This window comes from Pseudomonadota bacterium, assembly GCA_016195085.1.
Lineage (GTDB): Bacteria > Pseudomonadota > Alphaproteobacteria > SHVZ01 > SHVZ01 > JACQAG01.
The window spans coordinates 49,229-61,680 of the sequence record JACQAG010000080.1; the positions used below are offsets into that span (position 1 = coordinate 49,229).

A 12,452-nucleotide genomic window follows, 5' to 3' on the forward strand; every position below is an offset into this window, starting at 1 on the left:
ATTTTGTGCGGCACGGAGGAGGTATTTTGTGTTGAAGCGCTTGGGCGGCAATGGAATTGTCCCGGCTCTGGCGCGGAGGATGCGGATGGACAAGATCTATGTGCTGCACGAGAACGCCGAGTGGGTGAAGCCGCTGAAGGCGGCGTTTCAGTCGATCGGCGCGCCCTATGAGGAGTGGTTCCTCGACCAGGGCATCCTCGACCTCCGCCATGCCCCGCCCGCGGGCGTCTTTTATAACCGCATGAGCGCCTCTTCACACACCCGCGACCATCGCTATGCCGCGGAATACACCGGCACCGTGCTGGCCTGGTTGGAGCGCCACGGCCGCACCGTCGCCAACAGCGGCCGCGCCCTCCAGCTCGAGATCAGCAAGGTCGCGCAATACCAGGCGCTTTCCCGCCACGGCATCGCTACGCCGGATACGCTGGCGGTGGTCGGCCGCGACAACATCCCAGCGGCTGCGGACCGGCTGGGATATCCCCTCATCCTCAAGCACAACCGCGGCGGCAAGGGCCTGGGCGTGCGCCTGTTTTTGAGCCGGGCGGCGCTCGATGAGTATCTCGCAGGCGAGGGCGATCCGGCTCCGGTCGACGGCATCACCCTGGTGCAGCGCTACATCGAAGCACCCGAGCCCTCTATCACCCGGGTGGAATTCGTCGGCGGGCGCTTCCTCTATGCGGTGCGCGTCGACACCTCTTCCGGCTTCGAGCTCTGCCCGGCGGATGCCTGCCAAATAGCACCGGCCAACTGCCCGACCGTGGCCCCGGCGGACCGCTTCCGCATCATCGAGGGCTTCGACAGTCCTCTAATCGGCCGCTATCAGGAGTTCCTCGCCGCCAACGGCATTCACATCGCCGGCGTCGAGTTCATCCGCGACAAGGATGGCCGCGCCTATACCTATGACGTGAACACCAACACCAACTACAACCCGGACGCTGAAGCCTTGGTCGGCGTTTACGGCATGGTGGCGATCGCGCGCTATCTCGAAGGCTTGCGGGTGAACCAGCGGATCCAAGCTGCGGCCTAGGCGATCGGTAAGACCCTCACCCGCCTCGCTGGCGCTCGGCACCCTCTCCCGCCCGGGGAGGGTCGGGGAGGGGGTGGTCCCCACCCCCTCCCATAGTCCACCCCTAGGCGGGAGAGGGAGAGGCCCGCGTCTTCGCGGGAGGGTGAGGGCTATCTTAGTTCAATCATGCCGCAAGCAATTCGAGCTACTCGGCACCGCCGCGACGCAAGTGCATCAGCTTCGGCAAGGCCAGCGACACCAAGAGCGCTGCTAGGCCGATCAAGGTCGGCTCCAGCCAATCGGAGCCGCCGAGGGCGCGGCCGCCGGTGGCGCCGGCGCTGACGGCAACCACGGTCGAGGGCACGAAGCCGATGAAGGTGCCGGCGAGATAGGCGCCCCAGCCGATGGGTGTCAGGCCGAAGGCGTAGTTGACCGGCGTGTGCGGCATGATCGGCAACAGCCGCATGGCGACGACCGCCCGCCAGCCGCCGCGCTGGATATGCTGCATCAGGCGGGCGAGCCAGGGCCGCGAATGGGAGCCCAAAACGCCGGCACCGAGATAGCGGCTGATGGCGAAACCGGTAGCCGAGCCGGCCATGCTGCCCAATGTCGACAGCAGGAGGCCCCACCACAAGCCGAAGATGAGGCCGGCAGCGACCGCCATCGCCAAGCGCGGCACGAACAGCAGGCTGGCCACGATGTGGAGCCCCACATAAGCGGCGGGCGCCCAGGGATGGTTTGCCAAGAGGGCGAGGATGGCATCGGGGTTGATGCGGGCGCGCTCGAGATAGACGACCACCATGCCGGCGCCGATGAGCGCGGTTGCCAGCACGCGGAGCGCCAGGGTGCGGCCGGCGATCGGCATCCCAGCCTCTGTCTGGTGCGACTTGCCGTTCATGGCCGCCTCATAGCACAGGGACGGCGCTCCCGCCCGTTTGTCTTTAGGGCGACCGCTTCCCATATGTCTCCATCGAGGAGCCCATGGACAGTCCCGTACTCAGCCTTCTCGGCGATGAGTCTGCCAACAGTCTCGCCGCCGCTACATCCGCTTCCACCGGCCAAGTCGACGATCAGGACTCGCTCGACGCCTATTCCCGGACGGTGAGCGGCGTGGCTGAGAGCATGGCCGCCGCGGCGATCGGCATCCGCGTGCGCAAGCGGACCAAGCAAAGCCAGGGTGCGGCCGCCCATGCGCTGGCCGGTGCCGGATCGGGCTTCGTCATCACCCCCGACGGCTACGCCATCACCAACAGCCATGTGGTGCATGGCGCCGAAATCATCGAGGCCATGCTGGGCGACGGCAATATCGGCGTAGCCGAGCTCATCGGCGACGACCCGGAAACCGACATCGCCCTCATCCGGCTGGGCGAGGGCAACCGCCTGACACCCGCCCCTCTGGGATCATCGGGGCCGCTCCGGGTGGGCCAGCTCGTGGTCGCCATCGGCAATCCCTTGGGCCTGCAGGCGACCGTGACCGCCGGCGTGGTGAGTGCCGTCCGCCGCACTCTCAGGAGCTCGACCGGCGGGCTCATCGAGGACGTGATCCAGACCGACGCGGCGCTCAACCCCGGCAATAGCGGCGGCGCCCTGGTCGATTCCCGTGGGCATGTGGTGGGCGTCAACACCGCGATCATCGCCGGCGCGCAAGGCATCTGCTTTGCCGTGCCGATCGACACGGCGAAGTGGGTTGTCCCGGCGCTGCTGCGCGACGGCAGGGTGGTCCGCGGCCGCATCGGCCTCTCCGGCTCGACCGTGCCGGTGCCGCGCCGGATCGCGGTCGCCCATGGCCTCGATCTTGCGACCGCGGTCAGAGTGGTCGAGGTGGTGAAGGGTGAGCCGGCCGCCGCCGCCGGCTTGGATGAGGGCGATCTCGTGATCCGCCTCGACGGCAAGCCGACCGTCACCGTGGACGAGATGCGCCGCATCCTCGCCCGCAACGCCGTCGGCCGCGCGCTCGATCTCGTCTATCTCCGCCGCGGCAAGTGGATCGAGACCGTGGTGCACCCCGCGCCGGACCACCCGCCGGCCAAGCCGCGCGAGGCGGTGCCCGCTTAGAAGACGCTTAACCGCAGAGGGCGCGGAGGAGCGCAGAGCGCGCGGAGGAACGAGCGAGATTTGCAGGCGCGCTTCGCGCGCGGACCCCGACCTTGGCGATCTCTGCGCTCCTCGGCGCCCTCTGCGGTAAATCGAATGCTCGATCGGGGTCAGTCGTCCGCGGCCGCCGCTTGTCCGTAATCGTTGGTGGCGGCTTTCTTCGAGACGAGACCGTCGCGGCGATCGGCGGCGACGAGATCCTTGGCGCGCTGTCTCGGATCGCCGAGGCCGGCGCCGCCGGGCGTGGTGATGAGGAGCCGGTCGCCGGCGGGAACGGTCTGCGTGCCCTTGCCCTTGAGCTTGGCGCCCGAGGCGAGGCTGACGGCTCCCGCGCGGCCATTGCTGCCGCCGTCGCGGCCCCGGGGGGGATGATCGATGCGGTCGAAGGCGGCCAAGAGCTCGAATTCGAGCCCGTCCTTGTGGGCGATCTCCATCACCTGGCCGTGGCCGCCGCGGGTACGGCCGGCGCCGCCGGAATCCGGCCGGAGCTCCTTCCGCCAGAACAGGAGCGGGGTCGAAGCCTCGACGATCTCGATGGGCGTGCCGCGCACGCCGCTGGGATAGGCGGTGGCAGAAAGGCCGTCCTTGGTCGGCCGCGCTCCGGTGCCGCCATTCGAGGTGACGGTGATGGCGAAGCCGTATTTGCTGTCGTTGGCGCCGGCCACCGGCCCGCGGAAGGTCATGTTCCAGAGGCAGGACGTGCCCTCGCTCGGCACCCGATCGGGAATGGCCTGGCGCAGGCAGCCGAACACCACGTCCGGCAACATCTGACCGACGATGTGGCGGCTGGAGACCGCGGCGGGGAAGGGCGCGTTCAGGATCGAGCCCAAGGGTGCGGTCACCCGATAGGCGCTGAGCGAGCCGGCATTGTTGGGCACGCTGGGGGCGACGATGCAGGCCAAGCCGAAGCAGCTATAGGCCTGGGTGTAGGCGATCGGCACGTTGATGCCGCGCCTCGACATCGGGCTGGTGCCGTCATAGTCGACGGTAATGCCGTCTTTGGCCACCGTGAGCTTGGCGGTCAAGGTGATCGGCTCGTCATAGCCGTCAATGGTCATCGAATTCAGATAGGCGCCCCGGGGCACGCGCCTTACTTCCGCCAGCACCGCTGCCCGGCTGCTGTCGATGATGTGGTCGGCGAGCGCGTCCAAGGAGGGGAGCTTGAACTCCTCCATCATCTCGACCAGCCGCTTGACGCCGATGTCGTTGCAGGCGGCGAGCGAATAGACGTCGCCCTCGCTTTCGATCGGCAGCCTGGTGTTGGCCCGGATCATCTCGATGAGGGTCGTGTTGATGCGGCCGCGCTCGGCCAGCTTCAGCATCGGGATGTAGATCCCCTCCATGAACACATCGGTGCCGTCCGGCCCGAAGCCGATGCCGCCGATGTCGTTGAGATGGCTGGTGGAGGAGAGCAAACCGACGAGCTTGCCGCGATGGAAGGCGGGCGTGGTCAGCACGAAATCGTTGAGATGCCCCGTGCCCTTCCACGGATCATTGGTGATGTAGATGTCGCCTTCCGCCATGGTCTCGATGGGGAAATGGCGGATGAAATGCTTGACCGACTCCGCCATGGAATTGACATGGCCGGGGGTGCCGGTCACCGCTTGCGCCAGCATGCGGCCCTTGAGGTCGAACACGCCGGCCGACAGATCGCCGCACTCGCGCACGATCGGGCTGAAGGCGGTGCGGATCAGCGTCTGCGCCTGCTCCTCGACCACGGCCAAGAGCCGGTTCCACATGATCTGCCGATGAATGCTGGAGAGGCCTGTGTCCATGGCTTCGAGAGATCCCTCAGCTCGCCCTTTGCCGCCGCTCGAGGATGATATAGAGGGAGCGGTCGATCGTCGCCTCGAATTTGGCCGATACCACCGTCGTGGTCTCGTCCTCGGCGATGATCGCCGGGCCGTCGAGGCGCATGCCCGGGCGGAGCCTATCCCGGCGGTAGACCGGAATGCGGATCATCCGCCCCTGATCGGCGTCGAACACGGCGCGTTCCCCCGATGGCTTCGGCGCTTCGGCCTTATTCGGCTTGGCGACGCGCCTGGGCACCGTCGCCTCGGTCGCCACGGTCACCGCCCAGCTCAAGACTTCGGTCTCGGCATTGGGAATGGTGCGGGCGAAGAGGCTGCTGTATTCGCGATCGAAGCTCTCCTGCAGCAGAAGGCGGTCGGCCTCGCGCAAATCCCGGGCGGGCAGCGGCACCACGATCTCGTGGCCTTGGCCGACATAGCGCATATAAGCCTGCCTGGTTTCCGTGAGCTTGAGGTCGCCCGAGCCGGCGCGCACCACCGCGAGCGCTTCCTGTTGCATGGCGCGGAGCAGCTTGTTGGCGATGGCCGGATCGAATTGCGCCACCCGCATGTAGCGGCTGCGCACGACCTCGTAGGCGATCGGCGCCTTGAGGAAGCCGACGGCAGAGCCGACGCCGGCGTTGGTCGGCACCACCACGCGGGCGATGCCGAGCTTCTCGGCAAGCCGCGTTGCATGCAAGGGTGCCGCACCGCCGAAGGCGATGAGGGTGTGGTCGGAGATGACTTTGCCGCGCTCGACCGCATGCACGCGCGCCGCATTGGCCATGTTCTCGTCCACGATCTCGCCCACGCCATAGGCGGCAAGCTCGGTGGTGAGCTTGAGCCTGGCGCCGACGTCGCGCTCGAGTGCCTCGGCGGCGCGGTTCTGGGCGAGCGGCAGCTTGCCGCCGGCGAAGTCGGCGGCATCGATGCGGCCCAGTTCAAGATCGGCATCGGTCACGGTCGGATGCACGCCGCCCCTGGCATAGCAGGCGGGACCGGGCTCCGAGCCGGCGCTGTCGGGGCCGACGACGATCCGCCCCATGGCATCCACCCGCGCGATCGAGCCGCCGCCGGCGCCGATCTCCACCATTTCAATGACCGGGATGCGCAACGGCAGGCCGCTCCCCTTGAGGAAGCGCGCGGCGCGGTCGACCTCGAAGCTGCGCGAGGTGAAGGGCTTGCCGTTCTCGATGAGGCAGATCTTGGCGGTGGTGCCGCCCATGTCGAAGGAGACGACCTTGTCGTCGCCGCATTCGGCCGCCACATGGCAGGCGAGGATGGCGCCGCCGGCCGGGCCCGATTCCACCAGCCGGATCGGAAAGCGCACCGCCGTCTCCAAGGTGGTAAGGCCGCCGCCTGAAGTCATGAGATAGACGGGCGCCACCAGCCCGCGCGCCGTCAGCTCCCGGCCGAGCCTGGTGAGATATCCAGCCATCATCGGGCGCACATAGGCGTTGGCGGCGGTGGTGGAGGTCCGCTCGTACTCGCGCACCTCGGGGCAGACCTCGGCCGAGATGCTGACGGAGAGGCGGGGCAGGGATTTCGCCAGAATGTCGCGAATCCGCTCCTCGTGCCGAGAATTGGCATAGCTGTGGATCAAGGCCACGGCGACGCTCTGGACTTGGAGCTCGACCAGGCGCGGGATCAGCGCCTCGACCGCGGCCTCGTCGAGGGGCTTTAGCACCGAACCGGTGACGTCGACCCGCTCGGCCACGGTCATGCGCAGATGGCGCGGCACCAGCGGCACCGGCTTGTCGATGAAGACGTCGTACTGGTCGTAGCGGCTCTCATAGGCGATATCGAGGACGTCGCGGAAACCATCGGTGGCGATGAGCGCCGTCAAGGCACCCTTGCGCTCGATGATGGCGTTGGTGGCGAGCGTGGTGCCGTGGATCAACGTCGCCACCCCCGCCGCGGCGAGTCCGGCATCGGCGAGCACGGCATCGATCCCGGCCAGCACCGCACGTTCCGGTGCGGCGGACGTGGTCAAGAGCTTGGTGGTCAAGCGGCGCTCGCCGGTATCCAGCACCACGTCGGTGAAGGTGCCGCCGATATCCACCGCCAGTCTCGCCGTGGTCATGAAATGCCAGGTCTCTTGTGCAAAGGGCGGGACTACAGCGGTTTCTTTTGGCTGGCGCAATAGCGCAAACGACCAAGCTCTCGGCCCTTGCGCGGCGCCGTGCGGCGGGTCCACTCTTCGTTTCCCGCCGCCTCGGGCCCCTTCTTGGAGTCGCGGGGCCATGCCGAGGCATGGGCGCTTTGAGACACCCCCCCAAGGACTTTGCCCTTCCATGCGCATTCTGGTCTTCGGCGGCACGCGCTTCGTCGGCCGCCACCTGGTCGAGACTGCGGTCGCGCGCGGCCACAAGCTCACCCTGTTCAATCGCGGGCTGGAGAATCCCGGCCTGTTCAAATCCCTGGAGCAGCGCCATGGCGATCGAACCGACGATCTGAAGCGGCTCGATGACGGCGCCTGGGATGCGGTCTTGGATGTGAGCGGCTATTTCCCGCGGGTGGTCCGCGCGTCCGCCACCTATCTCAAGGACCGCGTGCCCTATTACGGCTTCATCTCGACGGTTTCGGTCTATGCCGACCGGCGGCCGGAGATGGTGACCGAGGCGCACGAGGTCGGCACCATCGCCGATCCCACCGTCGAGGAGCGCAACACGCCGGCTTACGGTCCCTTGAAGGCGCTCTGCGAGGACGCGGTGCGCGAGGTCTATCCCAAGAAGGCACTCATCATCCGGCCCGGTCTCGTCTGCGGGCCCTACGATCCCACCAACCGCTTCACCTATTGGACGCGTCGCATCGCCGAGGGCGGCCACGTGCTGGCGCCGGAGCCCAAGGACCGGCCGGTGCAGTTCATCGATGCGCGCGACCTCGCCCGCTTCACCCTCTCGATGATGGAGCGCCACGAGACCGGCACCTACAACGCGACCGGCCCGGACCGGCCTTTGTCCATGGCCGAGTTCCTGGAAGCCTGCCGGGTTGCGACCGGCGGCACGCCGAATCTCACCTGGGTTTCGGAAGAGTTCCTGGTCGCCTCCGGCGTCGTTCCCTACACCGAGATGCCGGTGTGGCTGCCGAACCATGCCGGACACCCCAGCGTGTCCAGGGTCAGCATCGACAAGGGCCTATCCAAGGGGCTCGAGATCCGGAAGCTGGCGGAGACCATCCGCGACACGCTCGCCTGGGAGCTGGCCGAGCCCGACCCTGGCCGCGGCAAAGCGCTCACCCGTGGGCGCGAGGCGGAGCTGCTGCGGGAGTGGAAAGCGAAGCAGGCGCATTGACACGAAGCTTGCAGAATGCCGACGGCCCCCACCCCAACCCTCCCCCGCCTGACGGCGAGGGAGGGCGCAGGACGGAGCTTTCATCTCCCTCCCCCAACTTGTTGGGGGAGGGTCGGGGTAGGGGCATCTGCCGTGACCGTCGATCATAGCGTCCAAAGAAGAATGTGGGAGCGACAGCCTTGTCCAAGAAAGCCGTGAGCCGCGTCGTGCCGGGCCTCGAGCACGAGGTCGAGATCATCGTCGACCGTTGGGGCATTCCTCATATCTTCGCCCGCTCCACCCATGATGCCTTCTTCGCCCAGGGTTGGAATGCCGCCAGGGACCGGCTCTGGCAGATCGATCTCTGGCGCCGGCGCGGCCTGGGCGAGCTGGCAGAGGTCTTCGGGCCCGCTTATGTGGAGAAGGACCGTGCCGCCCGCCTGCTGCTCTATCGCGGCGACATGGACAAGGAACGGGCGAGCTATGGCGGCGATGCCCGTGCCGTCACCACCGCCTTCGTCGCCGGCATCAATGCCTATGTGCTCTGGCTCCGCGACAACACCCGGCATTTGCCGATGGAGTTCAAGCGCCTGGGTCATCGCCCGGCCTTGTGGCGGCCCGAGGATGTCGTCAGCATCCGCAGCCATGGGCGCGTGCGCAACCTCGAGCACGAGGTGCTGCGCACCGGTGTCGCGACGCGCTTCGGCCTCGAGGTCGACGCCTTGCGCAAGGGCCTCGAGCCGGAGTGGAAGACCAAGGTGCCCGACGGCCTGGAGCTCGCCGAGATTCCGCCCGGCGTGATGGCCACATATCGCCTCGGCACCGAGCCGGCGACGTTCTCCGCCGATCGGCTCGCCGCGTCCGGCGGCGGCGACGGTGACGGCAGCAACAACTGGGCCTTGGCGCCGGGGCACACCACCACCGGCCGTCCCATCCTGGCGAGCGACCCGCACCGGGTGCACGACATGCCGTCGCTCCGCTACATCTCGCACCTGTCGGCGCCCGGGCTCGACGTCATCGGCGCCGCCGAGCCGGCGGTGCCCGGCGTCTCCCTCGGCCATAACGGCAGCATCGCCTTCGGTCTCACCATCTTCCCGGTCGACCAGGAAGACCTCTATGTCTACGAGCTCGATCCCACCGATCCCTTACGCTACCGCTACGCCGAGGACTGGGAGCGGTTCCGGGTCACGACCGAGCGCCTGGAGGTGCGTGGGTCTAGGCCGGTCACGGTCGAGCTCCTGTTCAGCCGCCACGGCCCGATCCTCCACGTCGATCGTGCCCGCAACCGCGCCTATGGCTTGAAGTCGGTCTGGCTGGAGCCGGGGACGGCTCCCTACTACGCCAGCCTCGACTATATCGGCGCCAGGGATTGGCGCCGCTTCGAAGCGGCAGCCGCGCGGTGGGGCAGCCCGTCGGTCAATCTGGTCTATGCCGACGTCGCCGGCGGCATCGGCTGGATCACCGCCGGCTTCGTGCCGGTCAGGCCGAATTGGGACGGGCTCATGCCGGTGCCGGGCGACGGACGCTATGAATGGCGTGGCTTCATGCCGGCCCAGCACCACCCGCGCGAGCACAATCCGAAGCGCGGCTGGGTCGGCTCCGCCAACCAGATGAATCTCCCCAAGAGCTTCGATCACGCCGCCCACAAGCCGGGCTTCGAATGGTCCGACCGCTCGCGCTTTCAGCGTCTCTCCGAAGGCCTCGAAAGCCGGCGCCAGCACTCGATCGAGGCGGTGAAGGCGCTGCAGACGGATTTCACCTCGATGCATGGACGCCGCGTGACGGCGCTGCTCGGGGGACTCGCCAGCGACGATCCGAAGATCCGGACGGCACTCGACCTGCTGCTTGGCTGGGACCATGGGCTGGCGGCGAGCTCCGCCGCGGCGGCCTTGTTCGAGGTCTGGTTCGCCAAGCACCTGGCACCAGCCGTCATCAAGCTGGCGGCACCCGCGGGGGCTCTCGAGCATTTCGGCGTGCTCGATCCTTCCGTAGTCGTGAAGCTCCTGGAGCATCCGGGAAACCGCTTCGATCGCAGCACCCGCGACCGCGTTCTCATCGAGAGCTTGGCTTCGGCGATCGCCGAGCTCGAGAAGCGCCTCGGCCGCAAGCCTGAGCAGTGGCAATGGGGCAAGCTGCATCACGGCTTCTTCGAGCACCCGCTTTCCGGCCACTTGGGCGATCCCTCGCTCAATGTCGGTCCCGGCCCGAAGGGCGGCAACGCTTACACGGTCAACAACAACGGCTACCGGCCCGAGGACTTCCGGGTGATCAGCGGGGTGTCCTGGCGCATGGTAGTCGATGTCGGCAATTGGGACAATTCCTGGACCATCAACACGCCTGGGCAATCGGGAGACCCGAAGAGCCCGCACTACCGCGACCTGTTCGAGGCCTGGACGCGCGAGGAGTATGTGCCGCTGCTCTACACTCGGCCCGCGATCGAGAAGGCGGCGGTGCTGCGCATTAACCTCTCGCCCGGGTGAGCGCGGGCGTCCGCCTCTTGGCGCGGGTTGCCACCGGAGATTGAGGCCCTAGAATGGCTGCCGGAGATCTTTCGGCGGGGAGGGCTGACGGTGCTGTTGGCGAGGCTTTTGATCATCGCCGTCGGATTGCTTGCCTGCGCGGCGGCGGTCAGCAGCGATGCATCCGCGCAAGGCCTGCATCCCACGGTCAAGGAGGCGGTGGACAAGGCTCAAGCCGCAGCCAAGATCGCTCAGGATGCGCTCAAGCTCGGCTCCAAGGCGTCGGCTGAGGCCGTCACCGCCGCCACGACCGCGCTTTCCCGGGCAAACGATGCGCGCGCGCTGCCGCCATCCTCGCTGGTGACGCTCACCTCCAAGGAGGGCAACCGTCTGCAAGGGCAGGCGCGGGAAGGGAAGATCAACGGCCCCTGCATCCTGCAAGCGACGGACGGCACCCGCTACGAGGGCGAGTGCCGCGACAACGCGATCACCGGCTATGGAATCGAAGTGCTGCCCAGCGGCTTCCGCTATGAAGGCGCCTTCGAGCGCGGCAAGCGCCACGGCATGGGCCGCAGCACCTATCCCGACGGATCGCGCTACGAGGGCGCCTGGGTCAGCGAAGTGCGCACCGGCTATGGCGCGATCATTTCGGCCGTGGGCGACCTCTATGTGGGGCAGGTGGCCGGGGGCAAGGCGAACGGGCATGGCGGGCGGAAGCTGCAGAGCGGGCTTAGCTACACCGGAGAATGGCGCGAGGGACGTGCCGAGGGCTATGGCGTTCTCACGCTGGCCAATGGCGACTCCTATCAGGGTCAGCTCCGCCAGGGCAAATACAGCGGGCCCGGCGTCTACGCCTCGCGCGCCGAGGGCAAGGCGGTCCAAGGTCTCTGGGAGAACGGCACGCTGAAGCAGGAATTGGGTCCGGCCATCGCCAGCGCGCCGCCCGGCAGCTCGTCCTCACCGCAGCCGAAAGCTCCTGCCAAGAAGGCCGCACCCCCGCAGGTCGCGACCGGCACCGGATTCTTCGTGACCAAGGCCGGCCATATCGTCACCAATCATCACGTCGCCGGCGCCTGCAGGAGCCTGCAGGTGCATGCGGTCGGCGAGGCGCCGGTGGGTGCGCGTCTGGTGGCGACTAGCCCGCGCGAGGATCTGGCCCTGTTGAAGGTGAGCGAACCCGGCGAAGCCGTCTCCGTCATCCGCGCCGGCCCGGCGCTCCGGCCGGGCGATGGCGTGGTCGTCTTCGGCTTTCCGCTGCCGGGGCTCGTCACCACATCGGGCAATCTCACCACCGGCAATGTCAGCGCGCTCGCCGGTCTCGCCGACAGCACCGGCTTTTTTCAGATTTCGGCGCCGGTGCAGCCCGGCAATAGCGGCGGGCCGCTTCTCGACATGAGCGGCAATGTCATCGGCGTCATCGTCTCCAAGCTCGATGCGGCGAAGGTGGCGAGCGTCATCGGCGACATTCCGCAGAACGTGAACTTCGCCATCAAGGCGAGCGTGCTCACGAGCTTCCTCGAAGCCCACGACATTCGCTACGAGACGGCACCCTCGAGCGCCACCCTGTCGGTGGCCGATGTCGGCGAGCGGGCGCGCTCCTTCACCGTCATGGTCGAATGCTACAAATAGCTGGCAGCGGCAGACCCTCACCCTCCCACGCTATCGCGTGGGCCCCTCCCTCTCCCGGGGTCCGCACGGGTGTCCGGGGAAAGTCATGCATAGCTGAAGGTTCCCTGGTTGGGGGAGGCGGTTGGTTGTCGGCGGTTGGGATTAAGCGGGGGCGGTTTGTCGATTTTGGCGAGGGGTTTGCGAACGAAGAGGCAGGAGCCGA

At 67.5% G+C, this 12,452-nt stretch carries 8 protein-coding genes; 5 read left to right on the forward strand and 3 right to left on the reverse strand.

Annotation, left to right across the window (positions count from 1 at the left end):
• Positions 1–85: 85 nt before the first annotated feature.
• On the forward strand, positions 86–1,027 hold the full coding sequence (locus tag HY058_21310; GenBank protein ID MBI3499845.1) for an alpha-L-glutamate ligase: 942 nt from the start codon (positions 86–88) through the stop codon (positions 1,025–1,027).
• A 184-nt stretch (positions 1,028–1,211) separates the two neighbouring features.
• Here HY058_21310 and HY058_21315 read toward each other — a convergent pair whose 3' ends face one another.
• Entirely contained in the window at positions 1,212–1,904 is a 693-nt protein-coding gene (locus HY058_21315; GenBank protein MBI3499846.1) for a TVP38/TMEM64 family protein, read from the reverse strand.
• A gap of 83 nt (positions 1,905–1,987) precedes the next feature.
• On the opposite strand from HY058_21315, the gene HY058_21320 reads away from it, so the two are divergent.
• Complete coding sequence (locus HY058_21320) at positions 1,988–3,061, forward strand: trypsin-like peptidase domain-containing protein (protein ID MBI3499847.1); 1,074 nt, start codon at positions 1,988–1,990, stop codon at positions 3,059–3,061.
• A 149-nt stretch (positions 3,062–3,210) separates the two neighbouring features.
• Here HY058_21320 and HY058_21325 read toward each other — a convergent pair whose 3' ends face one another.
• Together HY058_21325 and HY058_21330 are read right to left on the reverse strand one after the other, a co-directional pair.
• Positions 3,211–4,875 (reverse strand): hydantoinase B/oxoprolinase family protein, encoded by a 1,665-nt coding sequence (locus tag HY058_21325; GenBank protein ID MBI3499848.1) that lies wholly within the window; start codon positions 4,873–4,875, stop codon positions 3,211–3,213.
• A gap of 16 nt (positions 4,876–4,891) precedes the next feature.
• Positions 4,892–6,973, reverse strand: a complete 2,082-nt coding sequence (locus HY058_21330; GenBank protein ID MBI3499849.1) for a hydantoinase/oxoprolinase family protein — start codon at positions 6,971–6,973, stop codon at positions 4,892–4,894.
• Positions 6,974–7,184: 211 nt separating this feature from the next.
• Here HY058_21330 and HY058_21335 point away from each other — a divergent pair, with 211 nt between their 5' ends.
• From HY058_21335 to HY058_21345, 3 genes are all read left to right on the forward strand, one after another.
• A complete protein-coding gene (locus HY058_21335; protein MBI3499850.1) occupies positions 7,185–8,183 on the forward strand; it encodes an NAD-dependent epimerase/dehydratase family protein in 999 nt (332 codons plus the stop codon).
• A gap of 179 nt (positions 8,184–8,362) precedes the next feature.
• Entirely contained in the window at positions 8,363–10,642 is a 2,280-nt protein-coding gene (locus tag HY058_21340) for a penicillin acylase family protein (GenBank protein MBI3499851.1), read from the forward strand.
• 90 nt (positions 10,643–10,732) lie between these two features.
• Positions 10,733–12,250, forward strand: coding sequence for a trypsin-like peptidase domain-containing protein (locus HY058_21345; GenBank protein ID MBI3499852.1), 1,518 nt, complete (start codon positions 10,733–10,735; stop codon positions 12,248–12,250).
• Positions 12,251–12,452 lie beyond the last annotated feature (202 nt).

Coding starts and splice junctions, on each gene's coding strand:
- HY058_21310 (MBI3499845.1), top strand. CDS start 86: ATGGACAAGATCTATGTGCTGCACGAGAACGCCGAGTGGGTGAAGCCG.
- HY058_21315 (MBI3499846.1), bottom strand. CDS start 1,904: ATGAACGGCAAGTCGCACCAGACAGAGGCTGGGATGCCGATCGCCGGC.
- HY058_21320 (MBI3499847.1), top strand. CDS start 1,988: ATGGACAGTCCCGTACTCAGCCTTCTCGGCGATGAGTCTGCCAACAGT.
- HY058_21325 (MBI3499848.1), bottom strand. CDS start 4,875: ATGGACACAGGCCTCTCCAGCATTCATCGGCAGATCATGTGGAACCGG.
- HY058_21330 (MBI3499849.1), bottom strand. CDS start 6,973: ATGACCACGGCGAGACTGGCGGTGGATATCGGCGGCACCTTCACCGAC.
- HY058_21335 (MBI3499850.1), top strand. CDS start 7,185: ATGCGCATTCTGGTCTTCGGCGGCACGCGCTTCGTCGGCCGCCACCTG.